We start from the raw sequence: 15991 nt of genomic DNA, 5'->3' as shown, positions 1-15991 counted from the left end.
GAGTTCATGAGAGGCGCAGCGATGGATCGGGGCGGCTGCCGACCAGTCTTGCGGACTGCAATCATCCTCGGCTTCAGCCTGCTCTCCCCGGCCATGGCGGCGGACTTCGAGTCGCCGCCCAGCTACAACGCCGGCAAGCTCCTCGGATCCTCGGCCCGGGGATCGAACTACTCCGTCGCGGACAGCGTCAAGAGCGACGGCCTCCTCCGGAGCTACTCGGTCGTCACGTCCTACGGCCGGTTCGACATCCAGGGAGACCAGATGCTTCGCCTTCGGATGCGCGAGTTGCGCGCGCTCGAGGCCCTGGAGAAGACGAGCCAATCGGAAGCCTTCGCGAACGCCGTCAAGAATGCCGGGGAGGCGCCGATCCGGTTCGCCGGCAACCTCGTGACCGCCCCGGGCGCGACGATCAAGAACAGCATCACGGGTGTCGGCGAGTTCTTCGGCGGCGTCGCCTCGGGCGTGAGGAACGCCGGCAAGACCTCCGAAGGCGCCGTCGCCAGCATCACGGGGACGAGCCGGCAGAAGCGCCTGCTCGGCTACCAGTATGGCGTCGATCCCTATACGGACTTCCCGCCGCTGGCGGCGCGCCTCGACCAACTCGCGGAGGCCGCGGCCATCGGCGGCCTGGCGGTCACCGGCGTGTTCATCGCCATTCCGGGGGCGGCCGGCACGGTCATCTCGAACGTGTCGACGGCCGACAAGCTGAACGACATGGTGCGCGACGCCTCGGCCGCCCAGCTCGCCGACGCGAACCGCGCCAAGCTGGCCGCGCTCGGAATCGACGCCGATACGGCCAATGAACTGATCACGTCGCCCTACTACACGCCCGTCGACGTGACGAGCCTCGTGGCCGCGCTCGGCGACCTGCGGGATGTCGGCGGCCTCGACGTGATGGTCGACCGTGCGGCCTCCGTGAAGAGCCGGTCCCTCGCGTATCTGGTGCGCCGTCGGACCGAACTGACCGCCGCCTACCACCGGAGGACGCACACGCTCCAGCGGTTCGTCCGCTTCGGCGCGTCGCCGTTCCCGATGACGACCACGACGTCCAACGGGATCGTCAGCGTTCTTCCGGTCGATGCCCTCGCTTGGACGCGGGAGACGAGCCGGGCCATCGTCGAGGTTACGCAGGCGGCGCGGGCATCCGGCATCACCGGCCCGCTCGAGTTGCGCCTGACCGGTTCGGCGACGCCACGCGCCAAGGCGGAACTGAAAACGCTCGGATGGACCGTGGTCGAATCCATCAGCGACTGATCATGCCGGGAGGGCACAGTGAAGAGTATCCGGAACCTCGCCTCGGTTTCCCTGTCGGTGCTGCTCGCGGGTTGCCTGCCGACCCTCGACATGCGGGATCCGGTCCCGGAGCCGCTCGTCGAGCGCGCCAGCGTCGCGGATTTCGGCACGATCCGGTACTACTCCGACGATGCGGACTCGCTGGAGAGGCTGGCGCTGGCGCGGATCCAGCATCTCAAGCACAAGTTCGCCAACCAGAACGTCCGGGGCAAGAGGTTCGACATAAACTTCCTGTCCCTCTCGGGCGGCGGCAGCGACGGCGCCTTCGGGGCCGGCTTCCTGGTCGGGTGGTCCGAGCGCGGGACGCGGCCGCAGTTCGACGCCGTCTCGGGAATCAGCACCGGCGCCATGATCGCGCCCTTGGCCTTCCTGGGACCGAAATACGATCAGCAACTGCGGGAGGCCTATACCACCATCAGTACGGATGACGTGGCGCAGCGCCAGGTGCTGTCGGCCATACTCGGGCAGAGCGCGGGGCTGGTGAGCACCGAGCCGCTGCAGAGGCTCATCGCCAAGTACATGACGCAGGAGATGCTGGAGGAGATCGCGGTCGCCCATCGAAACGGTCGCATGCTGCTCATCGGCACCACCAATCTCGACGCGCAGAAGTCGGTGATCTGGGACATCGGGGCCATCGCCAACAGCGGACGCACCGACGCGCTGGCGCTCACCCGGCAGATCATCCTGGCCTCGGCAGCCATACCCGGCGCGTTCCCGCCGGTCGAAGTCAACGTGCAGGCCGACGGCAAGCCCTTCGTCGAACTGCACGTGGATGGCGGGGTGACGAGGCAGGTGTTCCTCTATCCGCCCGGTTACTCGCCCACGATGATCGACCGGGCCATCGGCTGGAAGCCGAACCGGCGCGCCTACATCATTCGAAACAGCAAGGTCGACCCGCAGTTCAAGGCCATCGAAGCAAAGCTTCTGCCGATCGCCTCCCGCTCGATCGATACGCTGATCAAGACGCAGGGCGTCGGCGATCTCTACAAGATCTACATGATCGCCAAGCGGGACGGCGTCGACTACAACCTGACCTACATTCCCCCGGATTTCAACGTCCAGAGCTCGTCAGCCTTCGACAAGGTCTACATGAACGCGCTCTTCCAGAAGGGCTACGAAATGGCCCGATCCGGATACCAGTGGGAAAAGGCCCCGCCGGCGACGGCCTTCTAAGGTCCCGGCGCGTAGGCCGGGGCCGGACCCGCCGGCCGCTGCGACCAGAGATCGGCCGAGACGGGCGTGGCCGACGCGCCGCGACGTGCCGGGGTCAGTCGTCGGGTTGCTTCTCGTGGAGCACGATCGGTAGGTAACTGATCATCCAGGCTATGACGACGCCCAGGATCGTCTCGATGAACCGCTGTCCCGCGTAGATCCAGGGTTCGGCCGAATGGTCGAGCACGACGATGCCGCAGATGTAGCCTGCCACCTTTGCCCCGTCCCCGGCTCCCAGGAGATAGCCCACAAGCATGGCCACGACCACGCTCATGCCGGCCACGGCCGGTGTCGTCCCGAGCAGTTGCGACAGCACCGCACCGCAGACGGCTCCGATGGCGGTGGCGAGAATCCGGCGGAGACCGAGGCCTTGCGACTGCGACGGCGAAAGGTCGGTCACGATCACGGCAGCGATGAAAGCATAGATCGGGTGCTGGAGCGTCAGGAGTTGCGCCGCCCAGGTCGCGACTCCGCCCGCCAGGCCGGCGCGGAAGGCAAGCTGCACGATCTTCAGGGGCACCGGAGATTTCATGTGGCCCTTTTGCCCCTGAAGGTGCACGCCGCACGAGGTCTCGCAACAATGCCGCGTCGGGCTCCGCTGCAATACCTCTCCGGCGCAACACGGCGTCCTCGTTCACCCGAGGCGAAGCTTCGCCGACGCGCTCAGCCTGCCGAACCTCGACCGTTCAGCTCCGGTACCGCCCGATGTTGATCAATTGGACCCGGCGGTTGGCCGGGCTCGTCGGCTTCTTCGGATCGAGCAACTGCTCCTGGCCCAAGCCGATGCTGAAGACCCGGTCCGGGCTGATTCCGAAGGTCGTCACGAGCGCGTCGCGAATGGCATCGGCGCGCTTCTGGCTCAGTTCCAGATTGGACGTGCGGTTGCCGGTCGTATCGGTGTGGCCGACGATCAGGAACTTGTACTCGAGAAGCGTGGGATGACGCAGCGCATCGGCCATGGCGCCGACCAGCCGGAAGGACTGGGGCAATATCGCCGCCGAGTTGAGTTGGAACTCGATGTTGACCGTGAACTGCGAGAGGCGCTGAAGCTCGCTGGAAAGCGGTTCCTGGGCCACTTCTTCCGGCGTGCGGTTTCGCGCAGCGCTGTCGACGGCCTTCGCCCGGATCGCGTCGATGTCGATCTGCTCGATCGTCCCGATCTTCTCCAGGCTGCTGATGTATTCATCGCCGGTGAGCTTCTTCTGGGCTACGGCGGGTGCGGCCTGAAGAAGGGTGAGCATGGAAACGAGAATGAAGGCGTGCGACTTCGTCATGGCGATGTCCCTCTCGTAAGACTCAGCGCCAGCCGGCGTCGGTGATGGCCTGATTGCAGGGTGCGCTGACGACCCGCGTCGCTTTCAACATGCAGGACAGGACGAATCCTTCATGCTGCACCACGCCCGGGCAGCGACGCGCGATATCGGCGTCGCAGATCTGCCGGACCGAGGCCTGCGCCTGCATTCGCTTCTGGATCAGGGTGAAAACCTCGGAAAGGGTGGCATTGCAGCTTGCCGAGACCACGGACTGCTTCGCATCGAGGCACGCCTTCACCGCGCCACCCCCGAGCGGGACGCCCGCGCAGTACTTGCGGATATCGGCGCCGCAGCTCTGGGAGATGCGGTCGTAGGCTTCCTCGAAACTGATCGTTTGTGCCGCGGCCTGGTGCGGCGTTGCCAGGAACAAGACGGCTCCGATAGCCGGAGCAAGAACCTTCCAGATCATGTGACACCCCCCATTTGCTGGCCTCTTGTCAACAAAGCACGGACCCGCTCCAGCCGCCTTGTCGCCGTGGGACAGCGACTCTTCCGTCGCCAGTTGCCCTTTGTTCGAGAATTGCTCGAGGATCGCGCAGGCCCTTTCACGCAAGAGGGATCCTGACGCCCGGGGGCGAGGTCGCCTGGAGGTCGACGCTCTTTCGGAAGCGCCTCGTTCAAGCCGGCGTTGTTCTGGGATAGGCTCCGGGTCGCTCGACCTCGTAGAGCCCAACCGGGAGAGCTCGGGGTAAATGCATCGGCGCGAAAGCCGTTTGCGGATCCGCTGCCGGCGGGGCGGCGCCGCCGCCCGGGGGGTCGGGACGACGTCGAGCGGGCCTAGCCGACCGGGGGCGAACGATGGAAGCCGCAACATCCAAGCCGGTCCTCGAGCCGGTCGACCGGGTTTCGGAAGTCCTGTTCGGATTGATCATGGTTCTGACCTTCACCGGCTCGCTCAGCTTCGCCGAGTCGGGACGCGCGGACGTGCGGACCATGCTGATCGCCGCCATCGGGTGCAATTTCGCCTGGGGCCTGATCGACGCCATCATGTACCTGATGGCCTGCCTCGCCGAGCGGGCCGCCGCGCGTCGAACCGTCCTGTCGGTGCAGTCCGCCGTCACGCCCGAGCGGGGCCGCGAGGTCGTCCGCCATGCCCTGCCGCCGCTCGTCGCCTCCGCGCTCGGCGAGCCCGAGCTGGAGAAGGTCAGGACGGCCTTGAACCGCATGCATCTGCCGGAGCAGCCGCATTTGGGGCTGGACGACTGGATCGGCGCGCTCAGCGTCTTCCTGCTCGTCTTCCTGTCGATGATGCCCGTCGCGCTCCCCTTCATGTTCGTCGAGGACCCTGCCCTGGCCTTGCGCATCTCGAACACGATCGCGATCGTCCTGCTCTTCTTCACCGGCTACGCGTTCGGGAAGGCGGCGGGCTACTGGCCGCTCCTGGCCGGTGGCGTGATGGTGCTGCTCGGCACGGCTCTCGTGGCGCTGACCATCGCACTCGGCGGCTAGCCGGGGCCCTCCGCGTCGCGGGTCGGCCGGTTGCTCGTCACGAACCTGGCGAGCCGCCCGCTTCCGGCGGGGCCGCCTCCCCGTACGAGACCGGCGCGCCGCAGCTTCGGCCTGCACTGATCCGGGCTAATGCGGAATTGCGCGAAATGGCCTGTGTCATATTCCATTTGAGGCAAGCGTCCGCGGGACATTCGGGGCTCCCGGGGCTGCGCGACGCTGCACTGGGATGTCCGGAGCCGTTCGTTCTCACATCTAGAGGTCAGCATGATCCCCGAAGCCAAGGCCAAGCTCCTGGAAGGCAAGAAGGGCCTCGTGGTCGGAATCGCCAACGACAAGTCGATCGCTTGGGGCTGCGCCAAGGCGTTCCGCGCACTCGGCGCCGAGGTTGCCGTCACCTACCTGAACGAGAAGGCGAAACCCTATGTGGAGCCCCTCGCGACGGCCCTCGAGGCGCCGATCGTGATGCCGCTCGACATGCGGGTCGACGGACAGGTCGAGGCGGTCTTCGCCCGGATCGCGGAGGTCTGGGGCGAGATGGACTTCCTGGTCCACTCCATCGCCTTCTCGCCCAAGGAGGCCCTGCAGGGCCGCGTGGTTGACGTCGGCCGGGACGGCTTCGCCGCCACCATGGAGGTGTCCTGCTGGTCTTTCATCCGGATGGCGCATCTCGCCGAACCCTTGATGAAGCGCGGCGGCACGCTCTTCACGATGACGTATTACGGCAGCCAGATGGTCGTGGAGAACTACAACATCATGGGCGTGGCCAAGGCCGCGCTCGAGAGCGCGGTCCGCTATCTCGCCGCCGAACTCGGCCCGAAGGGCATCCGGGTCCACGCGATTTCGCCCGGACCGCTCGCGACCCGCGCTGCGTCCGGAATCCCCGAATTCGACGAACTACTCGACAAGGCGCAGTCCAAGGCACCGGCTCGCCGGCTGGTGACGATCGAGGACGTGGGCGTCGCGACGGCTTTTCTGGCCCATGACGCCGCCCGACTGATCACCGGCGAGACGATGTACGTCGACGGCGGCTACCACATCATCGATTGACGTATCGGACGACGACGGATGTCGTGCCGGGCGCACTCGTATCTATATTGATGAATGTCAAAGCTGCTCCTCACGACGGCGACTAGGGTGTGTCGCATGAGGGCAGGTCCGATATCGCGAACGACGGGGAACGCGTCATGAATCTCGAAGAGATGTTGCCGGATGCCAAGGCCTTCGCCGAGAAGGTCGCGCTGAAAGAGGCCGAGGAAGCCTCACGCAAGATGCGGGAGCTGGAAGCCGCGGACGCCGAGAAGCAGGCATGGGTCGATTCCATGCGCAAACCCTCCGGCGTCTCGGACGAGGAGGCCATCCGCCGCGCCATCGACATCATCCAGAGGGCGGTCAGCAACGGCCTGACGTCGGTCCAGGTCTATCGCTTCCCGAACGCGCTCTGCACGGATCGCGGCCGCGCCATCAACCAGGGCGAGCCGGATTGGCCGCAAACGCTGACGGGCGTTCCCAAGGAGATCTTTCAGCTCTGGGACCGCCACTTCAAAGCGAAAGGCTATCGCCTGTCTGCGCAAATCGTCGACTTCCCCGGCGGGGTGCCGGGCGATGTCGGACTTACCCTGGCTTGGGGCTAGCCACGGGCTGACGATCGAACCGGCAAGAGACGTCGAGCGCGGACCGTCGCGGTCCCGCGAGGCTCCGATCCGTCCAGGACACAACCGAAGCGGTCACCGATCTTCGGCGCACCGAGCGCATGCAGTCGCCGCGGGAGGATTTCCATGCAAAACGAACAGTCGTCGAAGGACAATCCGCTGGCGGTGTTTCCAGGCTTGATGGGCTCCGCCGTCGAGTTCGCGGTCGATGCGGCGCAACGGACGATCCTGTTCTGGGACGTCATGCGGCAGCGCGGCAACCAATATCGCGAGCATATCGCCGAGGCCGCGCCGCACGTCCTCGAGTACGACGTCGAACTGGTCGTCGACGGGCGCAAGCTCGACCGGCCGGTCAACTATCTGCTGGCCCGGATCGTACCGCCGAAAGGCGTGACCCTCGAGCCCGGCCGCCGCCCCTTCGTGATCGTCGATCCGCGTGCGGGCCACGGTCCGGGTATCGGCGGATTCAAGGCGGACAGCGAGATCGGCGTCGCGATGCGGGCCGGTCATCCCTGCTACTTCGTGGGCTTCCTGCCGGAGCCTATGCCCGGGCAGACCATTGCCGACATCGCCTTGGCCGAGGCGCAGTTCCTCGAAACGGTCTCGGCACGGCATCCGGACGCGGAGGGCAAGCCCTGCGTCATCGGCAACTGCCAGGCCGGCTGGGCCGTCATGATGCTGGCGGCGGTTCGGCCGGAGTTGTTCGGGCCCATCATCGTGGCGGGCTCGCCCCTCTCCTACTGGGCCGGCATCCGCGGACAGAACCCGATGCGCTACAGCGGCGGGCTGCTCGGCGGCAGCTGGCTCGCGACGCTCGCGAGCGATCTCGGCAACGGCAAGTTCGACGGCGCCTGGCTGGTGCAGAACTTCGAGAACCAGAACCCGGCCAATACGCTCTGGAGCAAGCAATACAACCTCTACGCCAAGATCGACACCGAGGCGCCGCGCTATCTCGGCTTCGAGCGCTGGTGGGGCGGCCACGTCAACATGAATGCGGAGGAGATCCAGTTCATCGTCGACGAGCTCTTCGTCGGCAACAACCTCGCGGCCGGAACCATCCGGATGCCGGACGGCACCGCCATCGACCTGCGCAACATCAGGTCTCCGATCGTCGTCTTCTGCTCGAAGGGTGACAACATCACGCCGCCCCAGCAGGCGCTCGGCTGGATCCTCGACCTCTACGGGAGCACGGACGAGATCCGCGCCTTCGGACAGACCATCGTCTACACGGTCCATGAGAGTGTCGGTCACCTCGGGATCTTCGTGTCGGCGGGCGTCGCCCGGAAGGAGCACGGCGAGTTCTCATCCAACATCGACCTGATCGACACGCTGCCGCCGGGTCTCTACGAGGCGATCTTCACGCCCCGGTCGGCCGCGGAGACCGGAGAGGATCTGATCGAGGGGGAATGGATCATGCGCTGCGAGGCGCGCAGCCTCGACGACATCCGCGCCCTCGGCGGCAACGATGCGGCCGACGACCGGCGCTTCGCGACGGCGGCCCGGGTTTCGGAAACGAACCTGGCGCTCTACCGGACCTTCATGCAGCCGGCCGTCCAGGCCTTCGCCAATCCGCTTCTCGCCGGATGGCTCCAGCAGATGCATCCGCTGCGCCTGCAATACGAGTTGTTCTCCGACGCGAACCCTCTCATGGCGGGGGTCAAGGCGATGGCGGATCAGGTCCGCGGCGCCCGCCGGCCGGCGGACCCCGAGAACCCCTTCCTGGCGATGCAGGGCCGGGTGTCCGAAGCCGTCGAGACCGGCCTCGACGCCATGCGGCTCAAGATCGAAGCCGCGTCCGAGCAGGCCTTCACGACGATCTACGGATCGCCGGCGCTGCAGAGCGCGATGGGCGTCGATCCGCACGGCGACAAGCCACTGCGGCGTGTCGCCAAGGATCCTCTGCACGATCAGCTGCAGCGCGCCAGGATCGCAGACCTGAAGGCCAGAATTCCCGAGGGCGGCATCCGGGAGGCGACCGTGCGGGCGCTGCTCTACGCCGGCCTCGACCGCAGGTCGATCGACGAGCGCGGCTTCGCGGCGATCCAGAGGGTGCGCCAGGCGCAGCCGGATCGGACGCTCGCGGACTTCAAGCAACTGGTGCGAGACCAGTTCCTCATGCTGCTGATCGACGAGGAAGCGGCTCTGGCGGCCATTCCGGGCATGATGCCGGAGGACCCGGCACGTCGCACCGGGGCGGTCCAGGTGATCCGCGACGTGCTGGCAGCGGCCGGGGACCTGACGGAGACGACGCTCGAGCGGCTCGGCCGGATCGAGGCCCTGTTCGGAAGCCAGGACGCCAAGACGCCGTTGCGGATGCCCGCGCGCGGCGGCGGCGGCAAGTTGCGGCCGGCATCCTGAGCCGAGGCGCAGCGGCGCGTGCGCGCCTCGGGCAAGGCCCCGTGAACGGCATGGGCCGGCACGGAACTCATGAGATCTGAGCCTCGTGCGCCTTCAAGGCCCTGCGTCGAGGCTTTCAGCGAGGACTCCAGACCATGGCAGCGGAAATCATGGAAAAAGCCGCAAGGGAACCGGCCGTGCGGCCAAGCAAGTACGACCGGCTCGTCACGGCGGCGCGCGCCGTTCCGCCGGCAACGACGATCGTGGTCCATCCCTGCGACCCGACCTCGCTCGGGGGCGCCGTCGAGGCGGCGGAACTCGGCATGATCGTGCCGATCCTCGTCGGTCCCGCTCAGAAGATCCGGGCCGCAGCCGAGGCGGGCGGCCTCGACATCGCCCCCTACCGGATCGTCGATGTCCCGCACAGCCATGCGGCGGCCGCCAAGGCGGTGGAGCTGATCCACCAAGGCGCGGGCGAGCTCCTGATGAAGGGCAGCCTGCACACGGACGAGCTGATGAAGGAGGTCACGGCATCGGGGACCGGTCTCAGGACGGCGCGGCGGATCAGCCACGTCTTCGTCATGGACGTGCCGACCTATCCGGAGACGCTCTTCGTCACCGATGCGGCGATCAATATCTTCCCCGACCTCGAGGCGAAGCGGGACATCGTGCAGAACGCGATCGACCTCTACACCCAGATCGGCCTCGGCACGCCCCGCGTCGCGATCCTTTCGGCGGTCGAGACGGTGACGCCCAAGATCCCGTCCACCATCGAGGCCGCGGCGCTCTGCAAGATGGCGGACCGCGGCCAGATCACCGGAGGGGTGGTGGACGGGCCGCTCGCCTTCGACAATGCGATCGATCCGGAGGCGGTCAAGATCAAGGGGATCAAGTCGGAGGTCGCGGGCCGGGCGCAGATCCTGGTCGTCCCGGATCTCGAGGCCGGCAACATGCTGGCCAAGAACCTGACCTTCCTGGCCAAGGCCGACGCGGCCGGCATCGTGCTCGGCGCAAGGGTGCCGATCGTCCTCACCTCGCGCGCCGATTCGGTCCGGTCGAGACTGGCGTCCTGCGCGGTGGCGGTGCTCTACGCGAACGCGCGGCGGCGGGCCGCGGCGCTGCCGGAGGTCTGACCCGCCATGGACACCATCCTGGTCGTCAATGCCGGGTCGTCGAGCGTGAAGTTCCAGGTCTTCGGCGTCGGCGGCGGTTCGTCACTGACGAGGCTGATCAAGGGCCAGATGGACGGGATCGGCGTGCGGCCCCGGCTGAGGGCCGTCGCGGACGGCAGCGTGGCGATCGACCAGAGCTTCGCCGCCGGCGAGGTTGCGACGGTCCCGATCGCCCTCGCGCGCGTCGGCGAGTGGCTGCGGCGCGATCGGGAAATCGATCCGGTCGCGGTGGGCCACCGGGTCGTCCATGGCGGACCCGACTTCGACCGGCCTGTCTTCGTCGACGCCGGGATCCTGGCGCGGCTCACGGCGTTCGAGCCGCTCGCGCCCTTGCACCAGCCGAACAACCTGGCGCCGATCCGCAGCCTGCTCGAAAGCCGCCCGGACCTGCCGCAGGTCGCCTGCTTCGACACGGGCTTCCATCGCGGGCACGACGCGCTGGCGGACCACTATGCGATCCCGCTGCAGTTCTACGACAAGGGCGTGCGCCGCTACGGGTTCCACGGGCTGTCGTACGAGTATGTCGCGGGGCGGCTCGCCGAAGTCGCGCCGGACATCGCGCAGGGGCGCGTGATCGTCGCGCATCTCGGCAGCGGGGCTTCGATGTGCGCGCTCCGCGAGGGGCGCAGCCTCGACAGCACCATGGGGTTCACGGCGCTCGACGGCCTGCCGATGGGCACGCGGCCGGGCAACATCGATCCGGGCGTGATCCTCTACCTGATCGAACAGGAGGGCATGTCGGCCAGCGACGTGCAGGCCATGCTCTACCGGGATTGCGGCCTCAAGGGCTTGTCCGGCATCAGCAACGACGTGCGCGACCTGCTGGCGAGCGCCGACCCGCGGGCCCGCTTCGCTCTCGACTATTTCTGCCACCGGATCGCGCTCAGCGCCGGGATGCTGACCGCGGCGCTCGGCGGGCTCGACGCCTTCGTGTTCACGGCCGGCATCGGCGAGAACGCGCCGGCGATCCGGGAGGACGTGGTCCGGCGGCTCGGCTGGGTCGGCGCTTCGCTCGATCCCGACGCCAATGCGGCAGGCCGCACGACGATCTCGGGGCTGGACAGCCGGGTGGCCGTGATGATGGTTCCGACCGACGAGGAGATGATGATCGCGCGCCACACCGCCGCCCTCGTCGGCGGGGGAGGATGACCTCGGTCGCCCTCAGGGCCCTGCCGCCGTACGGCCCGCGAGGCGCTTGAAGTCGCGCGGGCACAGGCCGGACCAGCGCTTGAAGGCCCGCGTGAAGTGCGAGGTGTCGTCGTAGCCGAGCAGGAAGGCGACGTCGGTCACACTGCGATTCTGGTTGCCCAGATACTCCTCCGCCGCCCGCCTGCGGCGGCGGTCGACCAGTTCCTGATAGGTCAAGCCGAGGCTTTCCAGACGGTATTGCAGCGTCCGCTGAGGCAGTCCGAGCGCCTTGGCGGTGGCCGCGCAGGACAAGGTCTTCTGGCCCAGCGAACCGTCGATGATCCGCTCGACATGTTCGATCAGCCGGTTTCCGTCGAGCCAGCGCTCCTTCTGGATCGAAAGGCTCGCATACTCGCGGCCGAAGCCCGCCTCGGGACCTTCCGTCCCGGATCGGGCATGGGACTCCAGACCTTCGACGGGAAACGAGAGGGCGCATCGCGGCGCGCCGAAGCGGACGGGGGCCCCGAACGTCTCCTCGTAGACCGCCTGCGCGTGGACCGGGCGGTGCCGGAACTCGATCAGGAGCGGCCGCCAGGCGGGCCCCAGGAAGGCGGCGATCACCCGGTGGGTGACGACCATCCAGCACTCGTAGAGCTGCGAGACGAACTGGGGATCGCTGCCGAACAGGTCGAAGGTGAAAGCCGCCGCGTGGCCGTTTCGCTCCAGGGTGGAGCGGGCTTCGCCGTGGAACCGCGGGACCAGCCGCGCGGCGGCGGTCAGGCCGTCCGCGAGGGTCGGCCCGAAGGGCACCGCCCTGGCGGAGAGGCCGAGCTGCCCGGGCCCCATCCATGACCCGTACTCGAGGCCGATGCCGGGCGTGCCGAGTTGCCGGGCAGCCTCGGCCAGCACCGTTGCGAACTGGGCTCGGGTCACGGTCGCCACCGGATCCTCGAAGTCGCTCAATTCGAGCCCCGCGCAGCCGAGCACCGTCTCGGCGGGAACGCCATGAGCTTCCAGGTAGGACGGGAGTCCACTCAGTTGCCGGACGCGATGTTTGGCATTGTCGGACATGAGGAGGGTTTCCTGCCGGGCCGCGCCGGCACCCCAAGCCGCCGCGGGTCACCAGCGATCACCGGGTCGGCGCTGAAAGGACGCCGACACCGTCAACCCGGCCCCGGTTGCTGGCTGCTTCCGGGGATGGCTTCCGCCTCGATGACTGTTATTCAAGTAGATCAGCTTCACGCGATGTTGCAGTCCGCAAAACGACGAAGGGCCAGACCTTTCGCCCCCTCGTCCATACTGGAGGCCGTTCGGGTGGTCGAAGCGCGAGAAGGCCTCGCAGCCATCGGGCCCGCGAGCGATGGACGAGAAGGCGGGTGACGAGGCCTCGGTTGTTCCGCGCGAAGGCGCCGTTGACCGTGATGATGCAGGGGGCAGCCCCTTCGGACTTGTCGGAGGCGTCGTAGAGAAGCCGGGCGTCAACGAGGAATGCGGACCCGATCCGGTCCCAACTTAGGCCCCAAAGTCACGCACCCCGGCACAGCAAAGTATGAAAGTGCAACTGGCCTTCGATCAGTCTGTCGGACCTCCAATGATACCGCCCGCCGCCTCAAGTGCTTTTGAGAGGGTCTCAGCCGCCTCGAGGAGCGGGCCTCGAAACTGTTCTCGGAAATGTTCTGCATCCATGGCCGAGCTCGCCGTCGCCATGCTGATCGCCGCGATCGGAAGCCGGTCGAGACCCACGATCGGCGCCGCGATGGCCGTCAGACCTACAACGGATTCCTGATCCACCAAGGCAATGCGGTCGGCCCGCACGCGGGCCAGAATGGCGATCAGCCGCTCGAGGTCGGTTTCCGTAGTCGGTGTCAGTCTGGGACGCGGGCGGCGTTCGAGTTCGTTGCGCTGGCGGTCCTCCGGCAGGAGGGCCAGGATGGCCCGTCCGATGGCCGAGCAGAAAGCCGGGATCCTGGTCCCGACGCGAATGTCGACCGAAAGCCGCGTCAGGCCGACCTGGAGCCGCTCGATGTAGATGACATCGCCATGGTCCAGGATTCCGATGGAAGCCGCCCCCACGCCGCTGACCGCGAGCTTTTCCAGGACTGGTCGCGCCATCGTGCGCAGGTCCATATGCGCGATGGCGTTGAAGCCCAAATCCAAACACTTCAGTGTTAGTCTAAACCGCTTGGAGCCGATCACTTTCTCAACATACCCAAGATGCACGAGTGTATTCAGCATACGAAACGCCGTGGCATTATCCGTATCAGCCACTCTCGCAACCTCGGAAAGCAGAAGCTCTGGTTCGCGACTGCTGAAGGCCTGCAGGACTCGAAAGGCCTTTTCAACTGAATACACCAAATTCTTGGATCGGGCAGGCTCCATCACGACTCTCCGGGAAGTCGGGTCCGTTCTCTATGGCCCTTGATAATCCAAATATCGACCGTTACCATCAGTGAAAATAAAAATTCGCAATCCGAATTCGAGGTCGAGATGAAACCCTACGCTGGCATCATTCCCGCCCTGTCCGTGCCGCTTCTCGACAACCAGGAGATCGACGAGCGCGGCTTTCGCCGGCTCGTACGCTGGGTCGCCGATCACGACGGCATCACCGGGGTTCTGACGAACGGTCACACGGGAGAGGTCTTCGCGCTGCTGCACGACGAGCGCGCGAAGGTGACCCGGCTCGCCGCCGAAGAACTCGGCGGCTCCATGCCGGTCATCTCGGCGGTCAACTGCGAAGGCATTCGGGAGGCCCAGCAGCACGCCCGCGAAGCCCGCGACGCAGGGGCCACGGCCATCCTCGTGATGCCGCCGCACATGTGGCTCAGGTTCGGCATGCGGCAAGAGCATGTGATCGACTACTTCCAGGCCATTCACGATGCCTGCGGCCTCGATCTCGTGGTGCACGTCTATCCGGCCTGGACGCGGGCTTCCTATTCGACCGACACGATGCTCGCTCTCGGGGCCATGCCCGCCGTCAAGGCCTTCAAGATCGGCACCCGGGACATGAACAAATATGCGTACGACCTGAGGGTTCTGCGCGAGGCGTCCCCGGACAAGACCCTTCTGACCTGCCACGACGAGTATCTGCTCGCCTCCATGGTGCAGGGCGTCGACGGCGCGCTGGTCGGCTTCGCGTCCTTCCTGCCGGACCTGATCATCGGGCTCTGGAATGCCGTCCAGCGCGGGGACTTCTCGGGCGCCCGGGAATACCAGGAGCGGATCAATCCGCTGAAGGACGTGGTCTACGGTCGCGGCGAGCCGAGCAGCGACGCCCATGCCCGCATGAAATACGCCATGTATCGGGCGGGGATCATCGATCGTCCTGTCGTTCGCGATCCCACCCGGCAGCCCGCTTCCGCCGAGCGCGAGGCCATCGAGCGGGCCCTGCAGAATGCCGGGCGCCTCACGTCCAAGGCCGCCTGAATAAGCCGTCTCTCATCGAACAAACATAGAAGATGCGGAGGGAACCATGACCATTTGCCGTCGGACAGCCACTCTACGCCTGCTCATGTCCGCAGCCGGCCTCCTGGCCGTCTCGGTCTTGCCGAATCCTGCATGGTCCCAGGGCTTCCCGTCCAAGGGCATCGAACTGACGTTGGGGTTCGGCCCGGGAAGCGGCATCGATTCCAATGCCCGGCTTCTGGCGCCCTATCTCGAGAAGGCGCTGGGGGTGCCGGTCACGGTGATCAACCAGCCCGGCGGCGGGGCCGTGCCCTGGGCCAACAAGCTGGCCCGGACCACTCCCGACGGGCACACCATCGGAATGGTGGGCTTCCCCCTGTTGCAGAACAATACGGTCCTGTCGAAGGTCGACTACGACGTCGCCAAGGACTTCACTTTCCTCGGCGTCCTGACGCTCGATCCTGCCGTGCTGGCCGTGGCGGCGAACTCCGAACTGAAGACGCTCGACGACCTGATCTCGGCCGCCAAGGCAGGCAAGCGCATATCCATCGGGGCGACAGGCAAGGGCAGCGTCGACTATCTCATCGCCCTTTCCATCCAGCGCGCCAGCGGCACTAAGTTCGGGATCGTCAATTTCGATTCGACGAACGAGGGCGTGGTCGCGGCGCTCGGCGGAAGTCTCAGCGCCATGCCGATGACGGTCAGTTCTGTGGCGCCCTACATCCAGTCCGGCCAATTGCGCGCACTGGCCGCCGGCACGGAAACGCGGGCAGAAGGCCTCAATGCGCCGACCTTCAAGGAAGCCGGCGTGGATCTGCTCGCGGCCGGCAGCTATCGAGCCTTCCTGGCCCCAGCCGGGCTTCCGCCCGCCGTCAAGGAAAAGCTCGCCGCAGGCATCAAGGCAGCCATCGACGATCCGGAATTCCGCAAGAAGGCGGCCGATGCGAAGCTCAGCATCGTCTACATGACCCCGGATCAGACCGGGGCTCTGTCTGGCTCGCTGGTCACCGCGGCGCGGGAAAACCTGAACTAGAGG

General features: G+C 66.6%; 15 protein-coding genes. 10 read left to right on the top strand and 5 right to left on the bottom strand.

The genetic code is table 11. From position 1 onward, the window contains the following. The first annotated feature begins 48 nt into the window (after positions 1–48). Both WBG79_RS11665 and WBG79_RS11660 read left to right on the top strand, forming a co-directional pair. A complete protein-coding gene (locus tag WBG79_RS11665; protein ID WP_337357273.1) occupies positions 49–1254 on the top strand; it encodes a hypothetical protein in 1206 nt (401 codons plus the stop codon). Between the two features lie 18 nt (positions 1255–1272). After that, complete coding sequence (locus WBG79_RS11660) at positions 1273–2466, top strand: patatin-like phospholipase family protein (protein ID WP_337357272.1); 1194 nt, start codon at positions 1273–1275, stop codon at positions 2464–2466. 94 nt (positions 2467–2560) lie between these two features. On the opposite strand, the gene WBG79_RS11655 is transcribed toward WBG79_RS11660, so the two are convergent. From WBG79_RS11655 to WBG79_RS11645, 3 genes are all read right to left on the bottom strand, one after another. Continuing rightward, entirely contained in the window at positions 2561–3037 is a 477-nt protein-coding gene (locus tag WBG79_RS11655; RefSeq protein ID WP_337357271.1) for an FUSC family protein, read from the bottom strand. A 154-nt stretch (positions 3038–3191) separates the two neighbouring features. Then, complete coding sequence (locus WBG79_RS11650) at positions 3192–3779, bottom strand: OmpA family protein (protein ID WP_337357270.1); 588 nt, start codon at positions 3777–3779, stop codon at positions 3192–3194. 22 nt (positions 3780–3801) lie between these two features. Further along, positions 3802–4227 carry a hypothetical protein gene (locus tag WBG79_RS11645; RefSeq protein ID WP_337357269.1) on the bottom strand — a complete coding sequence of 142 codons (426 nt, stop codon included), beginning with the start codon at positions 4225–4227 and terminating at the stop codon, positions 3802–3804. Positions 4228–4616: 389 nt separating this feature from the next. Between WBG79_RS11645 and WBG79_RS11640 the strand changes: the two genes are divergently transcribed. The 6 genes from WBG79_RS11640 (at position 4617) to WBG79_RS11615 (ending at position 11574) form a co-directional block, all read left to right on the top strand. After that, positions 4617–5267, top strand: coding sequence for a VIT family protein (locus tag WBG79_RS11640; RefSeq protein ID WP_337357268.1), 651 nt, complete (start codon positions 4617–4619; stop codon positions 5265–5267). 264 nt (positions 5268–5531) lie between these two features. Next, on the top strand, positions 5532–6314 hold the full coding sequence (gene fabI, locus WBG79_RS11635; RefSeq protein WP_337357267.1) for an enoyl-ACP reductase FabI: 783 nt from the start codon (positions 5532–5534) through the stop codon (positions 6312–6314). Between the two features lie 137 nt (positions 6315–6451). Continuing rightward, positions 6452–6898 (top strand): hypothetical protein, encoded by a 447-nt coding sequence (locus tag WBG79_RS11630; RefSeq protein WP_337357266.1) that lies wholly within the window; start codon positions 6452–6454, stop codon positions 6896–6898. 144 nt (positions 6899–7042) lie between these two features. Beyond that, a complete protein-coding gene (locus tag WBG79_RS11625) occupies positions 7043–9274 on the top strand; it encodes a DUF3141 domain-containing protein (RefSeq protein WP_443147425.1) in 2232 nt (743 codons plus the stop codon). A 149-nt stretch (positions 9275–9423) separates the two neighbouring features. Further along, complete coding sequence (locus tag WBG79_RS11620) at positions 9424–10386, top strand: phosphate acetyltransferase (RefSeq protein WP_443147453.1); 963 nt, start codon at positions 9424–9426, stop codon at positions 10384–10386. A 6-nt stretch (positions 10387–10392) separates the two neighbouring features. Beyond that, positions 10393–11574, top strand: coding sequence for an acetate/propionate family kinase (locus WBG79_RS11615; RefSeq protein WP_337357264.1), 1182 nt, complete (start codon positions 10393–10395; stop codon positions 11572–11574). 12 nt (positions 11575–11586) lie between these two features. On the opposite strand, the gene WBG79_RS11610 is transcribed toward WBG79_RS11615, so the two are convergent. Beyond that, positions 11587–12624 (bottom strand): AraC family transcriptional regulator, encoded by a 1038-nt coding sequence (locus WBG79_RS11610; RefSeq protein ID WP_337357263.1) that lies wholly within the window; start codon positions 12622–12624, stop codon positions 11587–11589. 501 nt (positions 12625–13125) lie between these two features. Then, on the bottom strand, positions 13126–13932 hold the full coding sequence (locus tag WBG79_RS11605; RefSeq protein WP_337357262.1) for an IclR family transcriptional regulator: 807 nt from the start codon (positions 13930–13932) through the stop codon (positions 13126–13128). Between the two features lie 108 nt (positions 13933–14040). Between WBG79_RS11605 and WBG79_RS11600 the strand changes: the two genes are divergently transcribed. Together WBG79_RS11600 and WBG79_RS11595 are read left to right on the top strand one after the other, a co-directional pair. Continuing rightward, positions 14041–14976: a dihydrodipicolinate synthase family protein gene (locus WBG79_RS11600; protein WP_337357261.1), complete on the top strand. Its 936-nt coding sequence runs from the start codon at positions 14041–14043 to the stop codon at positions 14974–14976. A 46-nt stretch (positions 14977–15022) separates the two neighbouring features. After that, entirely contained in the window at positions 15023–15988 is a 966-nt protein-coding gene (locus WBG79_RS11595; RefSeq protein ID WP_337357260.1) for a Bug family tripartite tricarboxylate transporter substrate binding protein, read from the top strand. Positions 15989–15991: the final 3 nt, after the last annotated feature.

This window comes from Prosthecomicrobium sp. N25, assembly GCF_037203705.1.
Classification (GTDB): domain Bacteria; phylum Pseudomonadota; class Alphaproteobacteria; order Rhizobiales; family Ancalomicrobiaceae; genus Prosthecodimorpha.
This window is presented reverse-complemented; position numbering and strand designations above follow the sequence as displayed.

Bases quoted from the DNA above. Each gene is read 5' to 3' on its own strand.
- WBG79_RS11640 (WP_337357268.1), top strand. From the start codon at position 4,617: ATGGAAGCCGCAACATCCAAGCCGGTCCTCGAGCCGGTCGACCGGGTT.
- WBG79_RS11655 (WP_337357271.1), bottom strand. From the start codon at position 3,037: ATGAAATCTCCGGTGCCCCTGAAGATCGTGCAGCTTGCCTTCCGCGCC.
- WBG79_RS11645 (WP_337357269.1), bottom strand. From the start codon at position 4,227: ATGATCTGGAAGGTTCTTGCTCCGGCTATCGGAGCCGTCTTGTTCCTG.
- WBG79_RS11595 (WP_337357260.1), top strand. From the start codon at position 15,023: ATGACCATTTGCCGTCGGACAGCCACTCTACGCCTGCTCATGTCCGCA.
- WBG79_RS11605 (WP_337357262.1), bottom strand. From the start codon at position 13,932: ATGGAGCCTGCCCGATCCAAGAATTTGGTGTATTCAGTTGAAAAGGCC.
- WBG79_RS11600 (WP_337357261.1), top strand. From the start codon at position 14,041: ATGAAACCCTACGCTGGCATCATTCCCGCCCTGTCCGTGCCGCTTCTC.
- WBG79_RS11650 (WP_337357270.1), bottom strand. From the start codon at position 3,779: ATGACGAAGTCGCACGCCTTCATTCTCGTTTCCATGCTCACCCTTCTT.
- WBG79_RS11630 (WP_337357266.1), top strand. From the start codon at position 6,452: ATGAATCTCGAAGAGATGTTGCCGGATGCCAAGGCCTTCGCCGAGAAG.
- WBG79_RS11620 (WP_443147453.1), top strand. From the start codon at position 9,424: ATGGAAAAAGCCGCAAGGGAACCGGCCGTGCGGCCAAGCAAGTACGAC.
- WBG79_RS11615 (WP_337357264.1), top strand. From the start codon at position 10,393: ATGGACACCATCCTGGTCGTCAATGCCGGGTCGTCGAGCGTGAAGTTC.
- WBG79_RS11625 (WP_443147425.1), top strand. From the start codon at position 7,043: ATGCAAAACGAACAGTCGTCGAAGGACAATCCGCTGGCGGTGTTTCCA.
- WBG79_RS11610 (WP_337357263.1), bottom strand. From the start codon at position 12,624: ATGTCCGACAATGCCAAACATCGCGTCCGGCAACTGAGTGGACTCCCG.
- fabI (WP_337357267.1), top strand. From the start codon at position 5,532: ATGATCCCCGAAGCCAAGGCCAAGCTCCTGGAAGGCAAGAAGGGCCTC.